This window comes from Pseudobutyrivibrio ruminis DSM 9787 (assembly GCF_900218035.1).
Classification (GTDB): domain Bacteria; phylum Bacillota; class Clostridia; order Lachnospirales; family Lachnospiraceae; genus Pseudobutyrivibrio; species Pseudobutyrivibrio ruminis.
Window position 1 is genome coordinate 1 of sequence record NZ_OBMR01000012.1, and the last position, 25,830, is coordinate 25,830.

The window sequence follows — 25,830 nt, forward strand, 5'->3', positions numbered from 1 at the left end:
ATATTTGCGAACCCATTGATAAAGCAAACCATCGTTAATTCCTGCATTAAACGCTACCGATGTGATTGATTCCCCAGCATATACTTTAGAAATAAGAGCTAACTTATCTTCAGGAGTCCAAACCTTATTTGAGTTTTTATGTTGTAATGCTTCAGGCCCTTGAGCCTCTTCAATCCTTACCCATTTACGAATTTCATGTTGAAACTGACTTTTAGATATTCCATCAGGAACATCTGGCATAGTCCCGTTTCTATACATTTCAATACACTTCCTTTTAAATTCATAACTATAGCGCATAAAAATAACCCTCCTTACTGAACTTTTTATTGTCCAGTAAAGAGGGTACATATCAACTAACTGGTTCTTTTTTTGTATTTATGCTATTCAGCTTTCTCTACGAAATATAGGCGAGCTCCGAAGTCTGGGAAGTAGCGAACTTCTTCATTGAAGCCGGTGCCTACGAAGCTTTGTACAAGCTTAACTCCGTTAGAATTAAGTGTGTTTCCATAAGCCACGTAATCTTCTATTTCACCAGGCATCTTTACAAACTTCGCAACAAGATTATGTACAAGTGAATCCTGCTTAATATGGATTGGAGAAACTGTATTTACCAAATCACCAAATCCCTTTACGTTATATTCAAGCTTGCGTCCAAAGAAGTGGTACTTTGTCTGTGGATCAAGGCCAGCCATCTCAAGCTTCAAGTACTGGTCTCCTGCTACGATTTCTCGCTGCATAAGCATTGAAACAGATGTAGATTTGTCCTTATCAACGATGCTCCACTGATAAATATTGTCCGCTCTGTGACGATAGAAATCGCCAAACTGCAATGTCTTACGATACTGCTTGTAAAGCTCGATTTGCGCCTTAACAGCTGCAATATCTTCTGACTTCATATCGTTAAGATTGAGCTCATATCCAAGTACACCAAAGCTTGCTACGGCAAAGCGTGATTCAAATGGTGTAACACGAAGTGTCTGATGGTTTGGACATGCAGAAACATGTGCTGTGTATGTAGACTGTGGATATCCATATGAGTATCCATCCTGAATTGCAAGTCTGCTGACAGCATCTGTATTATCACTTGCCCAAATCTGTGGATAGTAGCAAAGCACACCAAGGTCAAATCTGTTTCCACCTGAAGCGCAGCCTTCCATCAGAATCTCTGGGAAGCGCTCAGCCAATGTCTTTAACAGTCTGTAGAAGCCAAGAACATATCTATGGCTAACCTCAAGCTGCTTATCAGCTGGGAGATACTTCGAATAGTAATCTGAGAAGTTTCTATTCATATCCCACTTGATATATGAAAGACCAGGTGTAGAGAATACCTCGCTCATTCTGTCAATCATGTAATCTACAACCTCTGGGTTGCAAAGGTCCAGCAATCGCTGGAATCGTCCCTCTGAATGATCCATGTTTGGAATATCGATAGCCCAATCTGGATGCTTTCTGTAAAGCTCACTATCAACGTTAATCATCTCTGGCTCAACCCAAAGACCAAACATAAGACCAAGGTCGTTTACCTTCTTTGAAAGACCTTCCAAGCCACCTGGAAGCTTCTTTTTATTAACAATATCCCAATCACCAAGAGCTCTGTGATCGTCGTTTCTATCGCCGAACCAGCCATCATCCATAACGAACAATTCTGCGCCGGCATTTTTAGCTGTCTTTGCAAGCTTAAGAAGTGAGCTTTCAGTGAAATCAAAGTAGGAAGCCTCCCAGCTGTTGATAAGAACTGGGCGTTCTTTCTTTTTCCATGGGCCACGTGTAATATGCTCACGAACGAAATCATGCATATTAAGGCTCATCTGTCTGAAACCAGCTGCCGAATATGTAAGAACTGCTTCCGGTGCTTCAAATTCCTCTCCTGCTGCTAAATCCCACGCAAAGTTCTGAGGATTGATTCCATATACAACTCTTGTCTTCTTAAATGAAGAAACCTCTGTAGCTGAGTAATGATTACCAGAGTAAAGTAAGTTAAATCCCCAAACATCTCCAGACTCCTCCCAGGAATCTGGCTCAGAAATCATAAATAAAGGATTGCATCTGTTTGAGCTAGTGCCTGTAAATGATGCATTAACAAACTTACCTGCTGGAAGAACAATATCACTCTTGTTCATCTCACGTGTCCAGCCACCGTGGAATGATGTGATTTTCATACCTGGATGATCGTAATCCATAAGCATAGAAAGCATACGTGTAAGGCGAACGCTTTCATCTGAAGTATTTATAAACTTGGCAGAGCGAGTAATCACATCGCACTCTTCAAACACTGAATATGAAAGAATCAAAGTGAATCCGTGATTCTTATCCTTCATGGTTACGTTGAGAGTTTCTACCTTGCCTGATTCGTCGTATGAACTTGGCAAAGTCTTGAACTCAGGCTTACCCTGAATCACCTCATATGAATCATAAACGAAGTCCAATGATGTGCTTCCGTCAGCACATACAACCTCAAGCATAGGCTCTCTTAAATCACCCTTACCAATTGCAGAAAGCTCAAGTCTAACATCCTCTAATGTTAAATCCTGGTGTGCATCATCGTATGTAATAGTATTGCCTGGAGCAAATGCACGCTTTTCTTTAAGCACAGATGGCTCATCGCAATTGATGAGCCTTCCGTAATACATATGTTCCAGCTGACCTGTTTCCATTACGCGAAATGCGTATGTTGTTGACTTGGTATTTAAGAAAAATACCTTTCCATCAGCTTTAATCATCTAAAAACCTCCAACTCCTGTAAAAATTACAAGATTAATCTTAACATATATTTTATTTACGAGCTTTTAATTCGTCTGAAATCTCAGCAAGCTTTTCATCAGTCAAAATGTATTTTGCTCTAAAGAACAAGAATGCAATAACAAGAACGATTGTTGGTCCGACTGTCATAATCATTCTAAGTCCGATTACTGAATTTGCATCAATAGACTCAAGAAGTCCACTGTTTGCAACCTTTGCCTGAAGACCAGCCACATCAAGTGTTGCTGCACTATCCTTCTGGATATTGAAAATAGCAAGGCAAACCGATGCAACAAGAGCTGCAATACCAGATGCAAGCTTAACTACGAATGTCTGCATAGAGAAGATAACTGATTCGTCTCTACGATAGTTCTTAAGCTCACCGTAATCTACTGTATTTGCAAGGAATACTGTGACTACAACGTTAAGAATTCCTGCACCAGACATGATAAGGAAGCCTGGTAAGAAGAAAATAAATACGTTTGTAACTCCGCTAAGTGCCATTACAAGAAGCACAATATATCCTACTATTTCCGCTGCTACGCAGATATAGAAAATACGAAGTGTTGTAAAGGCTTTTCTAAGAAGAGGGAACAAAATCATCATTGCAAGAATCTGCATACCACCTGCAAATGTGTTGAATAATGTGTAATTTCCCTGCCAATTGCTTCCTGCTAAATCATATTTGAAGAAGTAAATCAAAAGGTTTGATGTAATGTAAAGTGCAGTATTTACAAGAACGATTGTTATAACAATTGTCATAGCCTGATCATTCTGGATAAGAGCCTTAAACATCTGACCAATTGATGCTGTCTGCATATCTACTGTAGACTTTTCCTTTATGCATGCACATGTGATGCCAATAAAGAGAATAAATAATGCTCCGATGATGATTGAGAAGTACTTGAAACCAAGACGCTCAACTTCCATTGTAGAAGTCATATCAATTGTCATTTTGCTAAGATCAACTTCACCATTCATAAGCTGGTTGAATGCATCACTAGGAACGTAAATTGCAACTGCAACAGCACCTGAGTCAACGCTATCCATAGCTACGTTAATATCACAATCATCTCCCTCTACATAAGTAGTATCACCATATGTAAAGCTATAGTTTGTGTTGTCTCCATTAAGAGATACAACGCCGTTGTAGCCGTTTTCTTCATCTACAACACCGTCAAATACCTTCTGGATACCTGTAACATTAAGAACAACATCGTTACCCAAAAGTGTGCTTGTGTTTGATGTAGGATTTCCGTCTGCATCACGCTCAACAACATACACACTGAAGTTAGTATTGCTAGAATCAAATGTCTTTAAAATATTATCTGTGCTGTTTGCTGCTGCTTTTGAACCAAGAGCTGCAACAGCCATAACTGTAATGATAGTAACAAGAGCAGAACCAACGCCAGCACATGAACGAGCAAGTGCTGATAAACCTTCACGCTCTTTACCGCTATCTGTGAAAGCTGGAACCATTGACCAGTAAGGGATATCCATCATAGTGTATGTAACGCCCCACATGATGTATGTAACAGCTGCGTAAGCAACAAGTCCCTTAGCAGTAGCTGCTGGTGGTGCCGAAAACATTAAAATCAAAAGAACTGTGTTTGTAATAGTTCCAATTAAAAGCCAAGGACGGAACTTTCCCCAACGAGTCTTTGTCTTTGCAACAATTACTCCCATGATTGGATCATTGAATGCATCAAATACACGGGCAACTAAAAGGATTATACCCATCGCAATTGCATTGACTCCCATGATGTCCTGGAAATAGTAAAGTACGTATGAAGCTGAAAGCATGTAAACCATGTCCTTTCCAACAGCTCCTATACCATAGGCAAATTTTTCAACTCCCGATAAACTTCTTTTTTCTGCCATTATACTCTCCTCCTAATTAGTTCTTATTCTTAAGCCCCATGGCAAGCTCAACGACCTTATAAGCACCATCATAAACCCCAATAGTCTTGTTAACTTTGATGCTCTCACACATATCTGTAAGAAGTCTGTCGTCCTGCATAAATAAATCTATCATCTGAAGTGTATGAGGAATGTCTCTACACTCAAGTGTTCCATCACCCATTTCTGCTGAGTGAATAGCGCCCCACATCTCGTGCTTTCCAACTCGCTTAATGAAAAGCTTAGGTACTGGATAGAATGCAAGCTCTGATGGCTTTGTAACAAGCACATCGCAGCTACGCATAAGTAAGTTTGTGCAGTAAACTGCTTCAAAAATGTTTTCGTGATAGAATCCGTGGATGCCCTCAACATCGCCTGTCAAAGCTTCCTCAGCGAACTTTGTTGTAGCATCAAACTCATTGAAGTGCTCTGTAACTACATCCTTCATCTGTGGGATTTCTGCCATCAAATCATCCCAAACATTCTTGTAATCGCCAACATTTACATATAAAGCTGCACGATGTGATTTAATCTCTGGCAATAAATACTTGATGATTGCAGCAAAGATTTCTTTCTGTGCTCCTGCGCCACCGATTGTAAGAAGAAAACGCATAGGTTTGCCATTCTTCTTTCTATCAAGACGTGCCTGACAATCTGTTTCAATGTTTGAAACAAGCTCGTGGTCAATGTAGTGACCTGTGTATACTAAAGAATCATTTGGCATTGGCTTGCAAACTGCATCTCCTGCCATACCGTTACAGATTCTATATCCCATATATGCATTCTTGCACTGAATAGCATGAACTGCACCCTCAGCAAAATGAAGAGCCATTGGCCAGTTGTCTGGAATAGCATTTACAACATACTTCATGCCTGCATGAACTGCAGCCTGAGCTGGCCATGCATGTGTTCCGATAACAGGAATCTCCTTTGGAACATTCTTGTAAACTGTAGCCATAAGCTCAGCATTCTTCTGGTCTGAAGAGTTGTAAGAAAGCTTTCTAAACCACTCATAGTTTGCTGGCTCCCAAATAAACTTGTTGAAAAGCTTGTTCTTTGAAAGTCTTGAACCAAGTGAATACAAATCATTCTGAGCGCTGATAACCTTTGTGCAGGTAGTCTGTGGATAGCCATTTAAATCCATCCAATATGGTGTGTAGCCCATAGACTTTGCAGCTGATGCCATAGCCATGGAAATACGATAATGACCAAATCCCATACGGATATTACCAACGATAACACCCTTATCAGTATCAAATGCTTCCTGTGATTCGCCGTCCTTTAAGAGAACGTCATATACACCAAGAGAATCTCCAATGTGATCATTCTTCGCAATTACGATATTGTAATCCACGTTTGAATCATCACCATATTTCTTGATGTTCTTTTCTTTTGTTTTGCATGCTTTTTTGTAATCCTTGTCTGAGATTACGTTTCCAAAAATTACTTTACTTTTGTCTTGCATCTTTTTACCCCTTAATTAATTAAACATTCTGCAGATATACCGATTTCAACTGGCTCCAATCCATCACATGAAATTGTAAGCTTTCCGTCTCCATCTTCACCTATAGATTTGATATATACTCCTGTGGAACCACCCATTGGTGATACCACCTTTGGTCCGATAATCTCAAAAGGCCCCTCAACCTCAAAAGAAACCGGCTGACCAAAGAAATATAGCTGATTGTCATTTTGATCAGCTATTGTGATGCGAACCTGGGCCACATCATATGTGTGAAGCTCTGTTAAAAGTGTATGGCTGATTTTGGCATTGATATGTGCCTTTGTTACAGCTGCCTTTTTAACAGTCTTAACTACCTGACCATCCTTGATAGCTTCGAATTTGTATTCTCTAGATTCTCCACCCCAGTCACCAATAAACTTGTTGTAAATTGGAACCGCTTTGCTTGGGCTTACATGATGAAAAACAACTAGTCTAAATGCTGTCCAAGCAAGTGATGGTGTAATCTTGAATCCCCCAAGTGTAACATCATTTAAAGCCTTTTTAATAAGCTTTGCCTGACCCTTTGTGAATTCTCCATCCTGCTCTACTGCATCACCAACAAAGTCATCAATGAGAATTGGACCATGCTTAAGGTTTTCGTATTTGCTATCTGATGGGAAGTATTCTTTAATAAGCACATCATTCTTGTACATCTTTACAGAATCTGCATTTGTAATGATGTATGACTTTCCTCTGTTGCAGGCTGGATGCTCGCCGATATCAAAGCTTGTAGTGATATCAAGAACAGTGTCCATCTCTGAAAAAGCAGAATACACTGAAGCTGCAAGCTTTGGATTTCTAAACATATCCATTACACCGTGATAACAGATTCTATCACCAGAACCGAAGTCCTTATGTGTGTTGTAGTCAAACATGCACCATCCAAATGAACCTGCAATATCAGGCTCTCCAGCAATAGCATCAAGAACATTTGCATGTCTCATTGCATGCTCCTGTCTGTGTTCCTCAGCATCGAAAGTCTTTGTTGGGTACATATGACCATTGTACTCACTAACCAAATAAGGCTTTTCATCGTTGGATGTGATATCTGATTTCTTCGAGCAGCCCTTGTTAGAGCCTGAATGAACGAAATCATTGTATGTGTAGACATCTTCTAGCAACGAGCTCTTTGCATGGGCTCTAACGCCGCCTGTAGGGCGTGTAGGGTCATATTTGTGAGCTACCTCGTTTGTTCTAGTGTAAAACTCATCGTCATCCTGAGATTCGTTTATACGTACTCCCCAAAGGATGATTGAAGGATGATGGCGATACTGGATAACCATATCCTTTGTATTTTCTACAGCGATGTTTTTCCAATCAGCATCACCAATGTGCTGCCATCCAGGAATCTCTGTAAATACAAGCAATCCTAATTTGTCACATTCATCAATGAAATAATGCGACTGAGGATAATGTGAAGTACGAACAGCATTAAGTGCCAATTCTTCTTTTAGAATCTTGGCATCCAAACGCTGCATAGACTCTGGCATTGCATATCCAACATAAGGATATGACTGATGTCTGTTTAATCCTCTAAGCTTTAGCTTTCTGCCGTTTAAGTAATAGCCATTCTTTCTAAATTCTGAGCTTCTGAAACCGATAGTTTCAACATGCTCATCTACAACATTGTCATCAATAACAAGCTGTGTTTTGATCTGATATAGATGTGGGCTTTCAACATCCCAAAGCTTAACAGTGGTAGGTGCTGTTGTAAGATTCAGTAGATATCCATCCTCCACCTTTTCAAGACCACCAACTGGCTGAGATATCAACAAATCCTCGTCTAAATACTGCTTAATAAAAACATGCTCATCAACAGCAAGCTCATAAATGTTTTCAGAAAGGATACATTCAGTTTTAAGAATACCCTGGACCTTCATCATTTTGATTTGCTTTGGAGTTCTCTTGCTTGTAGAAACTCTCTCTAACAATGAAGGTTGAACAAACAGGCTCTTAAAATGGGTTTGTTCTTTGACTTCGAAATAAACATCTCTATAGATGCCGCCATAAGTCATATAATCAACTACATAACCAAATGGAGGCTGGTTAAGACTTTCTCTGGAATCAACCTTTACTGTGATAAGGTTCTCTTCGCCAAAATTAAGAACATCTGATACATCAATTGAAAATGCTGTATAGCCGCACTCATGATGCTTCATATGACGGCCATTGATATAGACATCACAGCAATGTCCAACTGCTTCAAATGTAAGAATAAGAAGTTTGTCAGCCCACTGAGCAGGAGCAAAAATGCTCTTTTGGTAAGCTGAAACCATTTGATAGATACCTTCATCAAAATATGAAAAAGGTGTCTCTTTAACAGTATGAGGAATATTGATAAGCGTGCTTTCCTTCATAGGCTGGCTTATCATTTCCTCATCAAATTTTTCATTAAATCTCCACTTTCTATCTAAATAAACTCTTTGTGCCATTTATTATTTTCCCTTTACAATTATACCGTCTACCATTACATCCACAACTTCCGCCAAAGCTGTAGGATAATCTTTTGAACTTTCCTGAAGGAAATCCCCCATTAAAAGCTGCTCTACACAGGCTTCATACATAAGCTTAAAAATATTAAGGTCAATCTCTCTGATTTCACCTTCAGCAATGCCACCCCTCAAAAGATCAAGTGTCTTGTCCCAGCCGCTGTCCAATCTCTCCTGCATAATCTCGTACGCCTTTGGATACTTTGTAGCCAACTGATGCATCGCTGTATACTCGAAGCCATAATACGACTCAGGCAAAACAGACAAGATGCTACGAATCTTCTCTATTCTAGTAAGACTATTGTCGTAATAAATCTTATCCTCTGATTCTTTAATAAGGTCAAAAGCAAAATTCATCATCTCACACATAAGCTCATTCTTATCTGTGAAAATCGTATAAATGGTTTTCTTGCTCATTTTCATTTCTGAAGCAATATCATCCATTGTAAATTTCGGACCTTTTTCTCTGAAAACCTTTAAGGCTCCCTCTAATATTCGTTCGTTCATAATAAACTCCCAAAAACTATAATTTATATATTCAGTTTCCTATAGCTAAATTATACTAAAGTCTGGAAACTATCTCAATACAATTCCGTTTATACAATTTTCACAATATCTTCAAATTGTTTTTGTTGACAAATGACAAATATGGGTTTAATATATCTGCTGTAACAAAGATAAAGAGAGATTTTAGGAGGAAATTAGAATGTTCGAAGAAGTATCATTCCAAATGTACAGCGTGTATGCTGATTACGAAAAATACTGCGCAAGAAAGAAGAAGGAAGGCGTTGAACCAGTTTCATTTTTCAAGTACGCCTTTGGACAGTTCGACTAAGAACTGTTTTCACTACAAAAATAACAGGGACTCCCAATCGGGAGTCCCTTTCTTATTGTCTCCCCAAAATTCCCATGCCCCTCTCTCATCTTCCGGGCATTTTGCACCCCGCCACCAAAAAACTACGCCAGCCCCAGCCCTGCCCATCTATTCGGCCCTGCCACCCGGCCCCCTGCACATTGCATTCAGATTATGATTTTCTAAGTGGGCAGTGTCGCTTTCCTTATATGCAGGTGTTCTTTCAATTCTTTGCACTGCTAACGCCGATGTATGCTGAGGGCAGACATGCTATCTTCTCAAGTTATATCTCCACATCAAATTTAGGAATAATTGCAGCGACATTTGAAGTGAGCCTAGAAAATTAGAAAGGGGTATTTTGAGATGATTATGCGCGAGGCGCCATGGACGGCGCCGAGAGCCCGACAACGAAATGGACTGAGTTAAAGGGCGGCGCATAAACATCCAAAATCCCCTTTCTAAATTTTCTTGGCAAACGGAGTATGAGCTCAATTATCCTAAATTTGTGTGGAGATAATAATGTGTTTATACATGTCTGCCCTCTACATACATTGGCTTCGCATTGCAAAACCAGTGAAAGGACACCTGCTAAAAGCTCCCTTTGCCCACTAAGAAAATCTATAATCTTCGCAAAATCGTGCAGGGGGCTGGGTGGCAGGGCCAATTGATGGGCAGGGCCGGGGCTGGCGGTAAATATACTATGGCGGGGTGCAAAAATGCCCCTGGGGTTACCAGGGGCATGGGAATTTGAGTTTATTTTGACTGGAAGTACTTGTCGATGGCAGCTGCGGCTGTTTTGCCGGCTCCCATGGCAAGGATTACGGTTGCGGCACCAGTTACGGCATCACCACCGGCGTAAACGCCAGTCTTTGTGGTTGCGCCATCTTCTGTTGCAATTAAGCAGCCTTTCTTATTTGTATCAAGTCCAGCTGTTGTGCTAGAGATAAGTGGGTTTGGTGATGTACCAAGTGACATGATAACTGTGTCACATTCGATTTCGTACTCACTGCCAGGGATTTCTACTGGTCTACGACGACCTGAAGCGTCTGGCTCACCAAGTTCCATCTTGATAATCTTGCATCCACGAACTGCGCCTTCCTCGTTAACAAGGATTTCTACTGGATTCTGAAGAAGATCGAAGATTACGCCTTCTTCCTTTGCGTGATGTACTTCTTCTGCTCTTGCTGGAAGCTCTGCTTCGCTACGACGGTATACAACGTGTACCTCAGCTCCAAGACGAAGTGCTGTACGAGCTGCGTCCATTGCTACGTTACCACCACCAACAACTACTACTTTCTTTCCGCGAGCGATTGGAGTGTCATAGCCTTCCTTGAATGCCTTCATAAGATTGTTTCTTGTAAGGAATTCGTTTGCAGAGAATACTCCGTTTGCTTGCTCGCCAGGAATATGCATAAACATTGGAAGACCTGCTCCAGAGCCGATAAATACAGCTTCAAAGCCTTCCTGTTCAATAAGCTCATCAATTGTAATAGAACGACCAATGATTACGTTCTTTTCGAATTTAACGCCGAGAGCCTTTACGTTCTCAACCTCAGCCTTAACAACCTTGTCCTTTGGAAGACGGAACTCAGGAATACCGTATACTAATACACCACCCATTTCGTGAAGTGCTTCAAATACAGTAACATCATATCCAGCCTTTGCAAGATCGCCAGCTGCTGTAAGACCTGAAGGGCCTGAACCAATAACTGCAACCTTGTGACCATTTGGAGTAGATGTGTTCTTTGGCTTGATGCCGTTTTCTCTAGCCCAGTCAGCAACGAAACGCTCAAGCTTACCGATTGCTACAGCTTCGCCCTTGATTCCGCGAACACACTGACCTTCGCACTGTGATTCCTGAGGACATACACGACCACATACTGCAGGAAGTGCTGAAGACTCAGAAATAATTTCGTATGCTCTCTCAAAGTTACGATTCTTAACCTGCTCGATAAATGCAGGAATATTGATAGAAACAGGACATCCGCCTACGCATTTAGGATTCTTGCAGTTTAAGCAACGGCTTGCTTCAGCAACTGCCTCTTCCTCTGTATATCCAAGACATACTTCATCAAAGTTTGTAGCACGAACCTTAGGATCCTGCTCAGAAATAGGTACTCTAACCATCATATCTGCCATTATTTGTCACCTCCGCAATTTCCACATCCACCGTGATGAGTGTCGCCTTCCTGAAGCTTAAGAAGAGCTCTTCCTTCTTCAGTCTTGTACTGCTTAGCACGAGCCATAGCCTGATCAAAATCAACTAAATGACCATCAAACTCAGGACCGTCTACACAAGCGAATTTAACTTCATCACCAACTACAAGTCGACAAGCACCACACATACCTGTACCATCAACCATGATTGGGTTCATAGATACAACTGTAGGGATGCCAAGCTCCTTTGTAAGGAGGCAAACAAATTTCATCATAATCATAGGACCGATTGCAACACAGTGGTCGAAGCTCTTTCCTGCATCAATAAGAGCCTGAAGCTGCTGGCAGCCATTACCATGGAATCCATAGCTTCCATCATCTGTAGCAAGATAAAGCTCTGTAGCTACTGCTCTCATCTCATCCTCATAGAAAAGGATATCCTTAGTACGAGCGCCGATAATAACTGTTGAATCAACACCGTGCTCTTTGAGCCACTTAACCTGTGGATATACTGGTGCAGTTCCAACACCACCTGCGATGAATACAATTTTCTTCTTCTTTGTCTCTTCAAGGTTTGCCTCGATGCAAAGCTCTGAAGGCTGACCTAAAGGACCAACGAAATCATCAAATGCATCTCCTTCGTTAAGTAAAGCCATGCGCTCAGTTGAAGCACCAACTGTCTGGAATACAATAGTAACTGTGCCTTCGTTTCTATCGTAATCACATATTGTAAGAGGAATTCTTTCTCCTTCTTCATCAATTTTAACAATGATAAACTGACCTGGTAGACATCCTGAAGCAACTCTAGGGGCTTTTACTACCATAAGGTAAATCTTATCTGAAAGCATTTCCTTCTTTAAGATTTGATACATAAAATAGACTCCTTCCCTTTTCACATTTCTATATAATGTATATCATTTCTTTAGCTTTGTAAAGTGCTAAAGCAAATTTACGTTTATAAAAGTTTAAATATTTAAAATTATTATTACGCAAAAGTTTACCCCACACATCATAGATAATTAACGTTATTATGAATGTTGTGTGGGGTTACATTGACTGTAACTTTATTTAACTAAAATAAACCAATTCGTCTTCTGGCTTTTCTGTAGGCTCTACCGATACTGGATAGAGAACAGGGCCTTTTCCTTTGTATTCTTTTGCGAATTCTACTTTGATTGTAGCTGTAATATCAATCCAGCTTCTGTGGCCTAATGTAGATGCCTTATCCCACTTACACTTCATGCCAAGGAACTGAATATCCTCAACACAACATGTCATTGCAAATCTACCTGGAATAAATACATCTCTTCTAAGCTTGCCATCATTTGGATTGTAAACTAAACCAGTGAAGTGGATTGTCTTGCCATCGTATTTCTTTGGCGCATCCATACAATCCATAAACCACAAAGCATAATCAGCATCTGAAATCTCGATTACATCTGCATTTAAATCAAATGGAAGCTCCTCTGGTGAATCATCAATTGATCCATCTGCACGCTCATAAACGATTTGTGCTGGTCTGTTCATTGATTTGATCTGACCACGGAACTTAGACTTTGGTGTAGCATCAGTACATCTGTTGAAGATAACTACTTCTGCCTTAAAAAGCTGCTCCATCATCATGGTACGCATGTTGTTAAGGTAGTTTTCAAATGTAGTAGCATCAACAGTAGCAAGTGACTGCGCTGGTACCCATCCTTCTGGAAGTGGCTCATCATAAATGTGATCCACACCCCATGTGCCGTTGTACTCAAGGAAAACTACATCTGGATCATATTCCTTTGAAATCTTTGTAAGATTTTTAAGATTGAACTCATCCTCTGATTCGATTGTAGCAACCTTTGCATTGATAGTCTTAAGCTTTTCGATGTCGTATTCAACATCTCCATCCTCACAAGACAAAATGAGGATTTTATCGTCTCCACCTTGAGTGAAGTCATTTTCAAACAATGTCTCCTGGATAAGGGTAGTTTTTCCACTATCCATAAATCCAGTAAAGACATAAACTGGTATATCTTTTGCCATATTAACCTCTATTAACTAAATCTAACGAACTACTGATTAAAGACCAAAAAGCTCCTCAACCTTGTGCTCATCAACATCTGCACCGATAACAACAAGACGTCCTGTGTAGTCTGGCTCGCCAGCTCTAAGCTCGTATTCACCGTCAACAAAGTCGAAGTAAATCCAACCGCCGTTAACATCCTCAACCATACCCTTTGAACGGATGATTGTACCGTAGTCTGTTGTTTCAGCAAATGCCTTCATAGCCTTTTCGATTGTAGACTTTTCGAACTTGTGAGGAGTCTCAATTCCCCATGTATCGAATACTTCATCAGCATGGTGATGATGGTGATCATGATCGTGGCAACCGCATGTGCAGTTCTCATCATGCTCATGATGATGGTGATGCTCATGCTCCTCATGATCATGGTCATGGTCGTGATGATGATGCTCGTGCTCCTCGTGATCATGGTCGTGATCGTGATGATGATGCTCGTGCTCCTCGTGATCGTGATCGTGATGATGATGTTCGTGCTCATGCTCTTCCTCATCATGCTCGTGAGCTTCCTCTGCAAGATGCTTCATCTCTGAAGCAAGGTTGTCCTGTCCTTCCATAACTGAAAGAAGCTTTTCTCCTGAGATTTCATCCCATGGAGTTGTAATGATAGCAGCCTTTGAATTAAGCTTCTGAATCTGCTTTACACAGAACTCAAGCTGATCTTCGGTAGCTGTCTGTGAACGTGAAAGTACAACTGTTGTAGCAAACTCGATCTGGTTGTTGAAGAACTCACCAAAGGCCTTCATCTGCTTTGAAGCCTTAAGTGCATTAACAACTGTAACAAGACCTGTAAGCTTAACGTCTGCTGTCTCCTCAAGCTTGATAACAGATGTCATAACATCTGAAAGCTTACCTACGCCTGATGGCTCGATAAGGATTCTGTCTGGAGAGAACTTCTCAAGAACCTCGTGTAAGTTCTTATCAAAGTCACCAACCAGTGAACAGCAAATACATCCTGAGTTCATCTCTGAAATAGTGATACCAGCATCCTTAAGGAAGCCACCATCGATACCTACCTCACCAAACTCATTTTCAATAAGAACTACTTTCTCACCCTTGTATGCCTCTTCAAGCATTTTCTTGATGTAAGTAGTCTTTCCTGCACCTAAAAATCCTGAAATTATATCAATCTTTGTCATATTAAAAACCTCTCTTTTCCAAAGAATATATTATAAACCCACTAACGAAATATGATAGCACAGAATTGTGAAAAGTTCTATAGTTATCATTGTATTAATTGTGTGCAATTATTTATATATTCTTTGGAAAATGGATACAAAAAAGGTTGCCTATTTCTAGGCAACCTAAAGTATCTAGTTCATTTCATCAAGAGCGACTCTTTCGATATGCATTGCTAAGTACCCGATTTCAGCCTGGTGAATTTCTTTTCCCAAGCTCACTCCTAGCTCTTTACATATCTTCTGAGACATCTTAAATGAATTAGCAGCAGAGGCGTTGATATAATCGTTCATATCAAGTTTAATCACCTCGCCATTCATAGTTCGGGCAATCATGTATCTTATATGATTCAACAACCTATTATAGGACAATGAAGTTGTGTCTATCTTTTTTCCCGTTTCTTTCTCTACCATGGTGACACATTCACGGACAGCCTCAGCCATTTGCATAGCAGACGAAACTGCCTGATCCATAATAGATGAATGTATATGCAAAGCTATATAGCCGATTTCGTCGTCGGTAAGCTCTACGTCAAGACGCTCCTTCAAAAGACCTTTAGCGTTTTCTGCCACTTTAAATTCAGCGTGGAACAAAACTCTAATGTCGTCCGTTAAGGGGTTTCTAAGTTGCTCATTGTTTTTGCTACGTTTAACGGCAAATTCAATGTGATCAGCCAAAGGCAACATAACGTCTCTGTCGATTGTCTTAAATGCTGCCTCTGCTCTGTCCAGAATCTCATTTGCGATTTCAAGATATACAGGGTCAATACTAGTTGCTAATTCCTTTTTTCCACCACGTTCGGTAGATTCTTTCAAGGAATAAACTTTATGTTCTTCTGATACTTCTATCGTTTCACTAACATGCTTGCCGAAGCCAATTCCCTTGCCCATAATAAGGTACTCTTGGGTTGTATTATCCAAGATGCCAATCAGCGCATTGTGATTTAGAACTTTTTCAACTCTATACATCTGATCTCCTAAATACATTTACTCATAAAAGTCTACTGCGAGTAAATCCTCTCCTGCTTTAATTGAACCATCGCCGATACGACGAAGCTTCTGATTACTCTTAAGCTCTGTGCAAAGAACTGGAGTAGCGATTGAAGGTGCATTCTTTGAGATGAAATCTAAATCAGCTTCCATCAATACATCACCCTTCTTAACCTGCTGTCCAGCCTTAACAAGTACGTTAAAGCCTTCGCCCTTAAGCTTAACTGTATCAATACCAAAGTGAAGTAGCATAGCTACATCATCATCTGTCTTGAATCCGATTGCGTGATTTGTATCGAATACGAATACAACTGTACCATCAGCTGGAGCGTAAACCTTTCCATCTGCTGGTGTGATAACAGCGCCATCACCCATCATCTTCTGTGCAAAAACCTCATCTGGAGTCTCTGATAAATCAGCTGCTGTACCAGTAAGTGGGCTGCCAAGAACTACTGTCTTAACAAGCTTTCCTGTTGGCTCAGCTGTCTCTTCTGCCTTAGCCTCTTCAGCTACTGCCTCGTTAGCCCCATTATATTCTTCATTTGGAGCAGTCTCAAGATAATCTTCAAGATTTGACTTGATAACTGTAACGTGTGGTCCGTAAATAATCTGAACGCCGTTACCCTTGTGAACTACACCTGAAGCACCTGTGCTCTTAAGTAAAGCATCGTTTACAAGCTCTGGCTTGAAAACTGTACAACGAAGTCTTGTAGCGCAGCAGTCAACATCAGAGATGTTCTTCTTGCCGCCGAGACCGTTTGTGATCTTTGCAGAAGTCTCGTCAGAAACTGACTCTTTCTTTGCATTGTAATCACTACGTCTGTAAAGCTTAACTTCCTCTTCTGCGTCTCTACCTGGTGTCTTAAGATCAAACTTCTTAATAAGGAAGCTAAATAAGAAATAATATACTACAAAATAACCTACTCCGACAATAGGTACCCAAATCCAGCTTGTTCTAGCATTGCCTGGAAGAATACCGAAAAGTGTTAAGTCGATAAGACCACCTGAGAATGTCATACCAACACCAACACCGCACATATGCATAAGCATGTATGCTGCACCTGCAAATACACAGTGGATACCATAAAGAGCTGGAGCTACGAATAAGAATGTAAACTCGATTGGCTCAGTGATACCTGTAAGCATAGATGTAAGTGCTGCTGAAAGAAGAAGTCCACCAACTTCCTTTCTCTTCTCTGGAAGAGCTGTACGATACATAGCAAGAGCTGCTCCAGGAAGACCAAAAATCATAAGTGGGAACTTTCCTGACATAAATCTTGTTGCAGATACTGCGAAGTGCTCAACTGTAGGATCAGCAAGCTGCGCAAAGAAGATGTTCTGTGCACCTTCGATTACCTGTCCACCAACTTCTAATGTTCCACCAACAGCTGTCTGCCAGAATGGAAGGTAGAATACGTGGTGAAGACCAAATGGGATGAGAAGTCTCTCCATGAGACCGTATACCCATGTTCCAGCATAACCAGAATCAAGAACAACAGCGCCTACTGCGTAGATACCCTGCTGTACGAATGGCCATACGAAGAACATTACGATACCAACTAATGTGTATACCAAACCTGAAACGATAGGTACGAATCTTGTACCACCGAAGAATGATAATACCTGTGGAAGCTGAATCTTATAGTACTTGTTGTGAAGTGAAGCAACACCAAGTCCTACGATCATACCACCGAATACACCCATCTGTAATGAAGTGATACCACAAACTGAAGTTGTTGCACCATCAAGAAGTGCCTCTGGGCCACCGTGAATTGTAATCATAGCGCCGATTGAAGCATGCATGATAAGGAATGCAATTGCTGCTGCTAAAGCTGCTACTTCCTTCTCCTTCTTTGCCATACCGATTGCAACACCGATAGCAAAGATGATTGGTAAGTTAGCAAATACGATATTACCTGCATCAGACATAACTGTAAGAATAGCGTTTCCAACTGTTCCAGGGCCTAATGCCTTTGTAAGGTGGTAAGTCTCAAGCATTGTCTCGTTTGTGAATGAACCACCGATTCCAAGTAACAAACCTGCTACTGGAAGGATTGCGATTGGCAACATGAATGATCTACCAACACGCTGCAATACTGCAAAAATTTTGTCTTTCATTTAAAGTACTCCTTTTCACTATACATTTTCCCGTATCTATGTGAATGAGCCTTTTAATGAATCTCAAATCACCAATTTGGCAACATTTGAGGATTTATGGGCATAGAAAAAGGCACGAACCCACATAAATACAATAAGTTTATGCATAGTTCGTGCCTTGATTGGTTACAAGTTACACACTACAAGACAGTAAGATAGCATGCAATTGATTCGCTGTCAATAGTTTCGTAAAAGTTTCGTAAACGTTTAAGTTCCTATTTTTTCGCTTACCTGTCTATTTTTATTGAAAGAATCCACTTAACTTTATAAAATCAGAGTATGGAATATATAAGTTTATCTGATTATTTAAAGGAAAAATACAATACAAAGGTCTACAAGCTGTCACTTTCATCTGGCTGCTCCTGCCCTAACAGAGACGGAAAAATAAGCACCGGTGGATGCATCTTCTGTTCTGAAGGAGGCTCGGGTGATTTTGCCAGCTCTTATAATACAGACATAGAGCAACAGATTATCCAAGCCAAATCCAGGGTTGATCAAAAAATATCAAATAAAATCCCAGAGTCTGAGCGAAAATATATAGCCTATTTTCAATCCTTCACTAATACTTATGGAGATGAAAAACGCTTAATGAAGCTTTTTGAAGAAACAATCAGCTTTCCATATATCGTTGGCATATCTATTGGAACTCGTCCCGACTGTCTTTCTGATGAAATGATAGCCTTTTTAGGTAAGCTAAATCAGAAAAAGGAAGTTTGGGTAGAGCTGGGATTACAAACTATCCACGAAGATACGGCTAGATTCATTAACAGAGGCTACCAGTTAAATGTATTCGAAGATGCATACAAACGACTTACTGATGCAGGGCTTAAAGTTGTAGTCCATGTGATTTTGGGCCTTCCAGGAGAATCCACAAAAGACATGATTGAATCTGTAAAATACTTGAGCCAGCTCTCTCCTGCTTTATTTGGAATAAAGCTACAGCTTCTTCATATTTTGACTGGAACAAAGCTTGCTGATATCTATAATGAGAATCCTTTTCATGTTTTCACACTTGAGGAATACTGCCAGGTTGTAGGTGAATGTCTCAAGGTTCTTCCAAAGGAGACAGTTATTCACAGACTCACTGGAGATGGACCAAAAAAGCTCCTTATCGCACCCCTTTGGAGTGGCAATAAGAAGCTTGTAATGAACACTATGAGAAAATACATTAAGGAACTTGATAGTTAACCCTTAACTATACTTTCTATTGCTGAAAGCAGCCCTTCGTTTTCGTTGTGCTGCTTTATAGCAACTCTGTAAAAGCCCTTAGTAAGTCCCTTAAAATCAGAGCAATCTCTAATCAAAATATTGTATTCTAAAAGCTTTTCTTTTAAATCTGATATATCACACTTGAATAGAATGTAATTGGAATCTGATGGATAAACTTTAAATCCTAAATCCCTTAGTCCTGCAGATAAATACGTTCTTCCATCATTAATAATTCTAACTGATTCTGAAATGTAATCCTGATGCTTCAAACACTCGGCCCCAGCCATTTGGGCGAATATAGATAAATTCCACTCAGGCAAATGCATCTTAATAGCATCAGCTAATGATTGTCTGCAAATTGCATATCCTATTCTTACACCTGGGATAGCGAAGGTTTTTGTGAAGGCTCTAAGCACAATAACATTTTTATAATTTCGTATATTGTAAGCCAATGACAATTCCTTTTCTTTTCCTGTAAGTGTTAAGAAACATTCATCCACTACAACTACTGTCCCCTGCTTTTCACATAGGGAAATGATTTCATCCAGCAATGTCTTTTCTATAAGCAAGCCATTAGGATTATTCGGTGTGGTCAGAAATAGGATGTTTGGCTTTTCATCCTTGATTTTATCTATTAAATCGTCCTTTACTGCAAAATCATCCTCTTCTCTGAGGTAATGATAAATAATATTACAATCCGGTGCTGCTCCTGTAATACAATGTTCGTATCCTGAAAAGCTAGGCGCTAAAAGCACAGCCTTTTTAGGTGTAAATGTATGGCATATAGCCATTATCAATTCGGATGCACCATTTCCAAAAACAACTTCGGTTTCTAATAAATCAAATATAGCAGCTGTACCCCTTGCTAACTGCTCGTGATAAATATCAGGGTATTTATTAGCATGTAATGCCGCTTCAGTTAATACCCATTGCACCTCTGAAGGAACTCCAAGAGGGTTTATATTAACTGAGAAGTCGAAGTGTATGTTGTTTCTGTAGATGTCTCCTCCATGCATGTCAAAATCTCCTTACAACTATAAAACTAAAATAACAACACATAATAATTCGCAAACCACCGATGTAGCAAGCATCAGCTTGTTCGCTCTTTTAATATCTTCAAGCTCTACAGCTCTAAGTTCATCTCCAATAAATGGCTTCTCTACAATTTTTCCAAAATAGCTTGCTGGGCCAGCCAGCTTAATTCCAAGAGCTCCTGCGCAAGCACTTTCAGTTTGTGCGGAATTTGGACTGGCATGATTGTATCTGTCCCTTTTGAAAATCCTAAATGCATTTGACATGCTATAGCCTGGCCCCAAAAACAGGCAGGATAAAATCATTAAAAGTGCACTGATTCTAGCAGGAATATAATTTACAATGTCATCCAGCTTTGCAGCATATTTTCCAAAGTCGTAGAATCTGTCATTTTTGTAACCTATCATGGAATCCATGGTGTTGATAGCTTTGTAAGCCATACCCAAAACAGGTCCACCAATAGCTAAATAAACCATCGGAGCAATCACACCATCTGATGTGTTCTCTGCCACAGTTTCCACTGCAGCCTTTGTCACACCAGTTTCATCCAAAGAAGCTGTGTCTCGTCCGACTATCATAGACACTGCCTCTCTTCCAGCTTCAAGCCCTCTCTCCTTTAAAGCATGATATACTTTCATACTTTCAGTATAGAGGCTCTTGGAAGCAAGACACTGATAGCTCATTACAGATTCTATTATAATTCCAAAATATGAATTAATCGTGTAAGAAACCACTAAAATAGCGGCTGATATCAATATCGTAGCAAGAATTACAAGAATAACCAGAATCAAACCATTTCTATTTTTCTTTTTAGATGTGTACTCCTGCTTAAGGAGTTTGTTTGTAAGGTAATCAATCAGCTTTCCAATCCATCTTACAGGATGTGGCAAGCAATAAGGATCACCTATTAAAAGGTCTAGTACAAAGCCCGCTATAAAGGCCGTCATGTGATAAATCAAATGTGTATCCCTCGCCGTTTTCTACGTGATATGAATAATAATCTCCCCCAAATATATTGCTTAAAATGGCCATGATTGTGCCACCATGAGCAACAACCGAAATGTTTGCATAATCCTGGCTTTGTTCTAAAAGCTTTTCAAAGCCCTTCATAGCTCTTGATGAAGCCTGGTTTCTGCTTTCTCCTCCAGGAAAAGGAGCTTCTCCATTAGATTCAATCCAGAATTGATATTCCTTATCTCCTGAAAGCTCCTGATAGTTCTTTCCTTCAAATCTGCCAAAATCCGTCTCTCTAAGATCCGTAATTACAATTGGTTCCATATCTGGATAAATAATTTTTGCTGTTTGAAGGCATCGCATCATAGGACTTGAAAAAACAATATCTGCTTTGGGATAAGCTCTTGTTTTTATTTCAAGTTCCCCTTCTGAACTAAGAGCCTCATCAGTAATACCCACATATCTCTTCTCACGATTTCCTGATGTTTTGCCATGCCTAATAAGAGTAATTGTTCTATCCATCATTTAATCCTTTGACCAATACCAAGCACAACCCTGTGGACTTCCTCGGCTTCCTTTGCAAGCTCGATCAGAATGCGTCCGGAAACCTCTCGCCATTCATTATCCTTTTCATCCATTGGAACAACGCCGTTTCCCAGTTCATCTGCTATAAGAACCCAGTCGCCTTCGGAAATAGCTTCATGGATTTCTTTTAAAATAGCTTCCTGTCCCATGCCTTCATCCATTCTTTTTTTAATAAAAAGATGAAGCTGATTAAAGAATCTGCAATTTGGAAAATTGCTTGTAGCATATTCTGTTTTCCCTTGATAGCTTCCGCCTACTATTAAAACCATATAATCACCAATTAACACTTGTTATGCCAAGAATAACTGCTATTAAAACCTCAGCATTTACAACAAACCATCCCATAACATCTCCGGTTATACCGCCTAGCAATCTTTTAGCTTTTCTCATATCTATGATTGCTGTTTCAATTCCCATTATTGCCATAAAAATGCCATATAAAGGATTTAAATATATGCTAAACAAAATAACTAAGATAAGCTGGATAAGTAATGCTACAAAAACCACCTTATCACTTGCCGTTTTAGCTTCTGTATGTAGCAATCCATCTTCCTTTGCCTTCTTGCAGCGAACAACACAGATGCCACTTAACGCTCTTGAAACAAAAAAACTAAAACACCAAATTGTAAATGCTTCTTTTGACATCAATAAAACCATTGCCAAAAAAAGTATTCCTACCGTAATTACGTTAATTACAGAAAAGGCTCCAATATGAGGGTCCTTTAAAATCTCTAATCTCTTCTCCTTGGTTTGCCATGAACTCATGGCATCTTCCATGTCCATAAAGCCATCTAAATGAAAGCCACCTGTTACACCCAAAGGAATGGCGATTGCAAGCAACGCCATCACAAGGCTTGGAATCTGATATGTCTCATAGAAAATATATAGTAAATATTCAAGTCCACCAATTACGGCTCCTACCCAAGGGAAGAATATCAAATGATATTTCATATCCTCTGATTCCCAATTGAACCTTGGCATTGGTATTCTCGAATACATGGAAAAAGCCACAATAAATGCTTTTATAATTTTCATAATTTTATTCCTATTCCTACAACTACTTCGTATACTTCTTCTGCAACTGCAGCAAGCTTTCGATTGATAGCACCTAACGCTCTTAAGTACTCTTTTGTACCAACGTCATAGGATATGCCATCTTCAAATACATTGTTTGTAACAATCACAAGAGAAGAAACGCTTTCTTCAAGCTCCTTCACATCCGAAAGTATCTTTGCAACACAATCATCTGCCGAATTAATCTCGCCATCTCTAAACATTTCGTTGGCCACTAGATTAGACATACATTCCAGTAGAACTATTTCTCCATCTAAGTCAGCCTTGTTTGTAGAGAAATCTCCCGAGTCAATGCTGTCGATTTCAGATATGGCATTTACGATATCCACATCATGCTCTAAAGTTACAAAGCCTTTGCCTTGCCTGAGATTTCTGTGACGCATGATTCTATCCTTAGCATCATCGCTGTGCTTCATAGTCGCAAGGTAATATTTATTTTTATATCCTGTGGTGCAAACAAGGTTCTCTGCATATTCAGATTTACCACTACTGCTTCCACCATAAACTAATGTAATCATTTTGCCTCTGAAAAGTTTTCGTATTGATCAACTCCGGAATCGCCGAATTTAAGTGCATCATGAAAAGCTACATCTGCAAGACGAAGACTTGGCACTACCATCACTGCACCTGCCCCTTCGCCAACTGCCATCTTTGCATCGATGACTGGCTCCAAAGAAAGCTTAGATGCAAGCTTCATTGCAACTGGCTCCTTGCTGATATGAGAAGGGATCATGTAATCCTTTGTATTATCAAGAAGTCTGTCTGCCACTAAAGCAGAAACCATGCTCAGCATACCATCCAAAATAACCGGGATTTTGTAGAGAGCGCCGCCTAAAATCATACCTGTCATTGCAGCCAGCTCCAATCCTCCGAAGTTACTGCAGATTTCTACTGGTGATAATCCACTGTACATTGAGAGCGCCATAGAAACTACTGCACGCTTCTTGCTAAAGGCTTCATCATCAAGACCTGCCCCGCGACCGGTGACAGCCTCTGCATTTAAATCAAGCAAATACCCTGCCATTACAGCAGCCGATGTGGTATTACCAATTCCCATTTCTCCCACAAGAAGACATGTAAATCCTTGTTCCTTGCTTTCCTTGGCAAGGTCCATACCAACCTGAACAGCTCTGCAAAATTCTTCCACTGACATTGCTGGTTGCTTTAGGAAATTGCATGTTCCATATTTAACTCGTCTGTTTAATGTGTAGGGAACTTCCTTTGGACTGTTTATTCCCACATCAACAGATACAACATCTATACCAAGAGATTTTGCCATTGTGCCAGCAGTTGTAAGCCCTTTGCCTATATTAGTGGCACAGATACGTGTAACATCCTGGCTTGTCTGGCTAACGCCTTCCTCAACAACACCATGATCTCCGCAGAACACAACAAGACGCATATGGTATAAATCTGGACTTTCAAAGCCTTGAATTGCAGCAATTTTTGAATGGATATTTTCAAAGGCTCCAAAGCTATCAATTGGCTTTGAAACTCTGTCCCATTCCTTTTTCATTTTTGCAAAAGCATCTTTGTTGACTGGTTCTAGCTTAATTTTGTTTTCAAGAATGTCGTCAATTAAAAATCTAGTTTCTCCCATAATTTTTCATAGCCTCCACAAAATTTGATACGAACTTAGGATTTGATGGATAGTACAAATGAGCAAAGCCCATGTAACTTCCATTTTTATGATGAATGCATGCCCAAGACCTGCTTCCGGTAGGCTTTGTAGCAACGCAATCCTCACCATTATTATCTGTATCATAATAGTGAAATTCATGCCCCTTTATTTCCATACCACTATTATCATCGATTGTAACATAGCCAAATCGAACCAGTTTGCCAGTCCAATAAGCCTTCCCCTTTAATGCGCCAACCATTTGAAAGCTTGCGCCTTCCTTATCCTGTATTTCATCTAACAAATACATGAATCCGCCGCACTCTGCCAGTGTAGGTATTCCAGACTCCAGTGCTTCTTTAATAGCAGCCTTTATTTGAGTATTTGCAGAAAGCTGTTCAAGATAGTTTTCCGGATATCCGCCTCCTAGCAATAAGCCTGATATATTCTTCGGAAGAGACTTATCATTTAGAGGTGAAAACTCTACCAATTCAACGCCATTTTTTTGAAGCATTCTGAGGTTTTCTCTGTAGTAAAAACAAAAAGCTTCATCTCTTGCCACAGCCAGTCTAATAGGATTCGTATTTACGTTATATTCTATTTCACCATGGCTATCCTTTTCAACCAATTCATTAGCATCACCAGCTATTTTCAAAAGCTCAGCCATAGAAATGTTTTCCGCCAAAAGCTCAGCCACTTTGTTTTGCTGTTCTTTTAAGTCTGATATTTCTTCTGGAAGAACTAATCCTAAATGCCTGCTTGAAACAAGAATCTGACTGTCATTAGGCATTACTCCAAGACATGTTATTCCAAGCTCCTCCTCTATGAGAGGCTTTAAAATATTTCCAAAACCTGGCGATGTTTTATTCAGGATTACTGCCTTTATCAGATTGTATTTATCGTAATCTAAAAAGCCCTTTATCTGAGCCAGCACTGATTTGCCTGCTCCTCTGGCATCAACCACAAGAACAATTGGACATTCCAGGGCATTAGCAACATCGTAGCTGGAACCCATTTCCTGTATGCCACCAACTCCGTCGAATAACCCCATTACTCCTTCAATAACAGCGATGTCGCCTTCGGCCTCCTCAGCAAAAATAGAGACCGTCTTTTGCTTATCCGTAAAGAAGGTGTCTAAATTGCCAGCCGAAATGCCAAGTACCTGCCTGTGATACATAGGATCAATGTAGTCAGGACCGCACTTAAATGAGCAGGGATTCTTCCCTGCATTTTTCAGAGCTTGTAGCAATCCACATGTAATTGTAGTTTTGCCGGAGCCGCTATTTGGCGCAGCAATCATTATTCTTGGAATTGTCATTTTGTCTCCAAT

The 25,830-nt window shown here is 40.1% G+C and carries 22 protein-coding genes and 1 pseudogene; 2 read left to right on the forward strand and 21 right to left on the reverse strand.

Annotated elements, in window-relative coordinates; all coding sequences use genetic code 11:
* The 7 genes and pseudogenes from CRN97_RS11770 to CRN97_RS11800 all read right to left on the reverse strand — a co-directional run.
* Window positions 1–297 (reverse strand): transposase (locus CRN97_RS11770; RefSeq protein ID WP_143483263.1); only part of this gene is annotated, 297 nt, incomplete at its 3' end.
* Between the two features lie 83 nt (window positions 298–380).
* The gene (locus CRN97_RS11775) at window positions 381–2,720 is read right to left on the reverse strand and encodes an alpha-galactosidase (protein WP_097077013.1); all 2,340 of its coding nucleotides are present in this window, start codon (window positions 2,718–2,720) and stop codon (window positions 381–383) included.
* Window positions 2,721–2,772: 52 nt separating this feature from the next.
* Window positions 2,773–4,113, reverse strand: a complete 1,341-nt coding sequence (locus CRN97_RS11780; protein WP_102048065.1) for an MFS transporter — start codon at window positions 4,111–4,113, stop codon at window positions 2,773–2,775.
* Window positions 4,093–4,620: pseudogene (locus tag CRN97_RS14345) on the reverse strand (MFS transporter); the annotation flags it as partial. The gene CRN97_RS11780 and the pseudogene CRN97_RS14345, both read right to left, overlap by 21 nt.
* A 16-nt stretch (window positions 4,621–4,636) precedes the next feature.
* Window positions 4,637–6,103: a DUF6937 domain-containing protein gene (locus tag CRN97_RS11790; protein ID WP_097077014.1), complete on the reverse strand. Its 1,467-nt coding sequence runs from the start codon at window positions 6,101–6,103 to the stop codon at window positions 4,637–4,639.
* Between the two features lie 11 nt (window positions 6,104–6,114).
* Window positions 6,115–8,574: a glycoside hydrolase family 2 protein gene (locus CRN97_RS11795; protein ID WP_074789245.1), complete on the reverse strand. Its 2,460-nt coding sequence runs from the start codon at window positions 8,572–8,574 to the stop codon at window positions 6,115–6,117.
* Between the two features lie 3 nt (window positions 8,575–8,577).
* Window positions 8,578–9,138, reverse strand: a complete 561-nt coding sequence (locus CRN97_RS11800) for a TetR/AcrR family transcriptional regulator (RefSeq protein ID WP_097077015.1) — start codon at window positions 9,136–9,138, stop codon at window positions 8,578–8,580.
* A gap of 199 nt (window positions 9,139–9,337) precedes the next feature.
* On the opposite strand from CRN97_RS11800, the gene CRN97_RS14315 reads away from it, so the two are divergent.
* Window positions 9,338–9,466 carry a hypothetical protein gene (locus tag CRN97_RS14315; RefSeq protein WP_272867642.1) on the forward strand — a complete coding sequence of 43 codons (129 nt, stop codon included), beginning with the start codon at window positions 9,338–9,340 and terminating at the stop codon, window positions 9,464–9,466.
* A 771-nt stretch (window positions 9,467–10,237) separates the two neighbouring features.
* On the opposite strand, the gene gltA is transcribed toward CRN97_RS14315, so the two are convergent.
* The 6 genes from gltA to CRN97_RS11830 form a co-directional block, all read right to left on the reverse strand.
* Complete coding sequence (gene gltA, locus CRN97_RS11805) at window positions 10,238–11,623, reverse strand: NADPH-dependent glutamate synthase (protein WP_044937705.1); 1,386 nt, start codon at window positions 11,621–11,623, stop codon at window positions 10,238–10,240.
* The gene (locus CRN97_RS11810; RefSeq protein WP_097077016.1) at window positions 11,623–12,513 is read right to left on the reverse strand and encodes a sulfide/dihydroorotate dehydrogenase-like FAD/NAD-binding protein; all 891 of its coding nucleotides are present in this window, start codon (window positions 12,511–12,513) and stop codon (window positions 11,623–11,625) included. Before CRN97_RS11810 ends, gltA begins: the two co-directional genes overlap by 1 nt.
* A 196-nt stretch (window positions 12,514–12,709) precedes the next feature.
* Entirely contained in the window at window positions 12,710–13,666 is a 957-nt protein-coding gene (locus CRN97_RS11815) for a TIGR03943 family putative permease subunit (protein WP_097077017.1), read from the reverse strand.
* A gap of 36 nt (window positions 13,667–13,702) precedes the next feature.
* Window positions 13,703–14,842 (reverse strand): CobW family GTP-binding protein, encoded by a 1,140-nt coding sequence (locus CRN97_RS11820; RefSeq protein ID WP_097077018.1) that lies wholly within the window; start codon window positions 14,840–14,842, stop codon window positions 13,703–13,705.
* Between the two features lie 174 nt (window positions 14,843–15,016).
* Window positions 15,017–15,850 carry a PRD domain-containing protein gene (locus CRN97_RS11825; RefSeq protein ID WP_074789365.1) on the reverse strand — a complete coding sequence of 278 codons (834 nt, stop codon included), beginning with the start codon at window positions 15,848–15,850 and terminating at the stop codon, window positions 15,017–15,019.
* Window positions 15,851–15,868: 18 nt separating this feature from the next.
* Window positions 15,869–17,989: a PTS transporter subunit IIABC gene (locus CRN97_RS11830; protein ID WP_097077019.1), complete on the reverse strand. Its 2,121-nt coding sequence runs from the start codon at window positions 17,987–17,989 to the stop codon at window positions 15,869–15,871.
* Between the two features lie 318 nt (window positions 17,990–18,307).
* On the opposite strand from CRN97_RS11830, the gene CRN97_RS11835 reads away from it, so the two are divergent.
* Window positions 18,308–19,216 (forward strand): TIGR01212 family radical SAM protein, encoded by a 909-nt coding sequence (locus CRN97_RS11835; protein ID WP_097077020.1) that lies wholly within the window; start codon window positions 18,308–18,310, stop codon window positions 19,214–19,216.
* On the opposite strand, the gene CRN97_RS11840 is transcribed toward CRN97_RS11835, so the two are convergent.
* From CRN97_RS11840 to CRN97_RS11875, 8 genes are read right to left on the reverse strand one after another with little or no spacing between them, the layout of a single operon-like run.
* A complete protein-coding gene (locus tag CRN97_RS11840) occupies window positions 19,213–20,253 on the reverse strand; it encodes a pyridoxal phosphate-dependent aminotransferase (RefSeq protein WP_097077021.1) in 1,041 nt (346 codons plus the stop codon). The two genes, CRN97_RS11835 and CRN97_RS11840, sit on opposite strands and share 4 nt — an antisense overlap.
* Window positions 20,254–20,271: 18 nt before the next feature.
* Entirely contained in the window at window positions 20,272–21,228 is a 957-nt protein-coding gene (gene cbiB, locus CRN97_RS11845; protein WP_097077022.1) for an adenosylcobinamide-phosphate synthase CbiB, read from the reverse strand.
* Window positions 21,170–21,748: a histidine phosphatase family protein gene (locus CRN97_RS11850; RefSeq protein ID WP_242962096.1), complete on the reverse strand. Its 579-nt coding sequence runs from the start codon at window positions 21,746–21,748 to the stop codon at window positions 21,170–21,172. The genes cbiB and CRN97_RS11850 overlap by 59 nt, the downstream gene beginning before the upstream one ends.
* Entirely contained in the window at window positions 21,745–22,077 is a 333-nt protein-coding gene (locus tag CRN97_RS11855) for a bifunctional adenosylcobinamide kinase/adenosylcobinamide-phosphate guanylyltransferase (protein WP_049960381.1), read from the reverse strand. The genes CRN97_RS11850 and CRN97_RS11855 overlap by 4 nt, the downstream gene beginning before the upstream one ends.
* A gap of 4 nt (window positions 22,078–22,081) precedes the next feature.
* Complete coding sequence (locus tag CRN97_RS11860; protein WP_097077024.1) at window positions 22,082–22,843, reverse strand: adenosylcobinamide-GDP ribazoletransferase; 762 nt, start codon at window positions 22,841–22,843, stop codon at window positions 22,082–22,084.
* A complete protein-coding gene (locus CRN97_RS11865) occupies window positions 22,840–23,400 on the reverse strand; it encodes a bifunctional adenosylcobinamide kinase/adenosylcobinamide-phosphate guanylyltransferase (RefSeq protein ID WP_097077025.1) in 561 nt (186 codons plus the stop codon). The genes CRN97_RS11860 and CRN97_RS11865 overlap by 4 nt, the downstream gene beginning before the upstream one ends.
* A complete protein-coding gene (locus tag CRN97_RS11870; protein ID WP_074789278.1) occupies window positions 23,397–24,482 on the reverse strand; it encodes a nicotinate-nucleotide--dimethylbenzimidazole phosphoribosyltransferase in 1,086 nt (361 codons plus the stop codon). Before CRN97_RS11870 ends, CRN97_RS11865 begins: the two co-directional genes overlap by 4 nt.
* Window positions 24,469–25,818, reverse strand: a complete 1,350-nt coding sequence (locus CRN97_RS11875) for a cobyrinate a,c-diamide synthase (RefSeq protein ID WP_097077026.1) — start codon at window positions 25,816–25,818, stop codon at window positions 24,469–24,471. Before CRN97_RS11875 ends, CRN97_RS11870 begins: the two co-directional genes overlap by 14 nt.
* Between the last annotated feature and the right edge of the window lie 12 nt (window positions 25,819–25,830).

Bases quoted from the DNA above. Each gene is read 5' to 3' on its own strand.
- CRN97_RS11775 (WP_097077013.1), bottom strand. From the start codon at position 2,720: ATGATTAAAGCTGATGGAAAGGTATTTTTCTTAAATACCAAGTCAACA.
- CRN97_RS11780 (WP_102048065.1), bottom strand. From the start codon at position 4,113: ATGGCTGTTGCAGCTCTTGGTTCAAAAGCAGCAGCAAACAGCACAGAT.
- CRN97_RS11790 (WP_097077014.1), bottom strand. From the start codon at position 6,103: ATGCAAGACAAAAGTAAAGTAATTTTTGGAAACGTAATCTCAGACAAG.
- CRN97_RS11795 (WP_074789245.1), bottom strand. From the start codon at position 8,574: ATGGCACAAAGAGTTTATTTAGATAGAAAGTGGAGATTTAATGAAAAA.
- CRN97_RS11800 (WP_097077015.1), bottom strand. From the start codon at position 9,138: ATGAACGAACGAATATTAGAGGGAGCCTTAAAGGTTTTCAGAGAAAAA.
- CRN97_RS14315 (WP_272867642.1), top strand. From the start codon at position 9,338: ATGTTCGAAGAAGTATCATTCCAAATGTACAGCGTGTATGCTGATTAC.
- gltA (WP_044937705.1), bottom strand. From the start codon at position 11,623: ATGGCAGATATGATGGTTAGAGTACCTATTTCTGAGCAGGATCCTAAG.
- CRN97_RS11810 (WP_097077016.1), bottom strand. From the start codon at position 12,513: ATGTATCAAATCTTAAAGAAGGAAATGCTTTCAGATAAGATTTACCTT.
- CRN97_RS11815 (WP_097077017.1), bottom strand. From the start codon at position 13,666: ATGGCAAAAGATATACCAGTTTATGTCTTTACTGGATTTATGGATAGT.
- CRN97_RS11820 (WP_097077018.1), bottom strand. From the start codon at position 14,842: ATGACAAAGATTGATATAATTTCAGGATTTTTAGGTGCAGGAAAGACT.
- CRN97_RS11825 (WP_074789365.1), bottom strand. From the start codon at position 15,850: ATGTATAGAGTTGAAAAAGTTCTAAATCACAATGCGCTGATTGGCATC.
- CRN97_RS11830 (WP_097077019.1), bottom strand. From the start codon at position 17,989: ATGAAAGACAAAATTTTTGCAGTATTGCAGCGTGTTGGTAGATCATTC.
- CRN97_RS11835 (WP_097077020.1), top strand. From the start codon at position 18,308: ATGGAATATATAAGTTTATCTGATTATTTAAAGGAAAAATACAATACA.
- CRN97_RS11840 (WP_097077021.1), bottom strand. From the start codon at position 20,253: ATGCATGGAGGAGACATCTACAGAAACAACATACACTTCGACTTCTCA.
- CRN97_RS11850 (WP_242962096.1), bottom strand. From the start codon at position 21,748: ATGATGGATAGAACAATTACTCTTATTAGGCATGGCAAAACATCAGGA.
- CRN97_RS11855 (WP_049960381.1), bottom strand. From the start codon at position 22,077: ATGGTTTTAATAGTAGGCGGAAGCTATCAAGGGAAAACAGAATATGCT.
- CRN97_RS11860 (WP_097077024.1), bottom strand. From the start codon at position 22,843: ATGAAAATTATAAAAGCATTTATTGTGGCTTTTTCCATGTATTCGAGA.
- CRN97_RS11865 (WP_097077025.1), bottom strand. From the start codon at position 23,400: ATGATTACATTAGTTTATGGTGGAAGCAGTAGTGGTAAATCTGAATAT.
- CRN97_RS11870 (WP_074789278.1), bottom strand. From the start codon at position 24,482: ATGGGAGAAACTAGATTTTTAATTGACGACATTCTTGAAAACAAAATT.
- CRN97_RS11875 (WP_097077026.1), bottom strand. From the start codon at position 25,818: ATGACAATTCCAAGAATAATGATTGCTGCGCCAAATAGCGGCTCCGGC.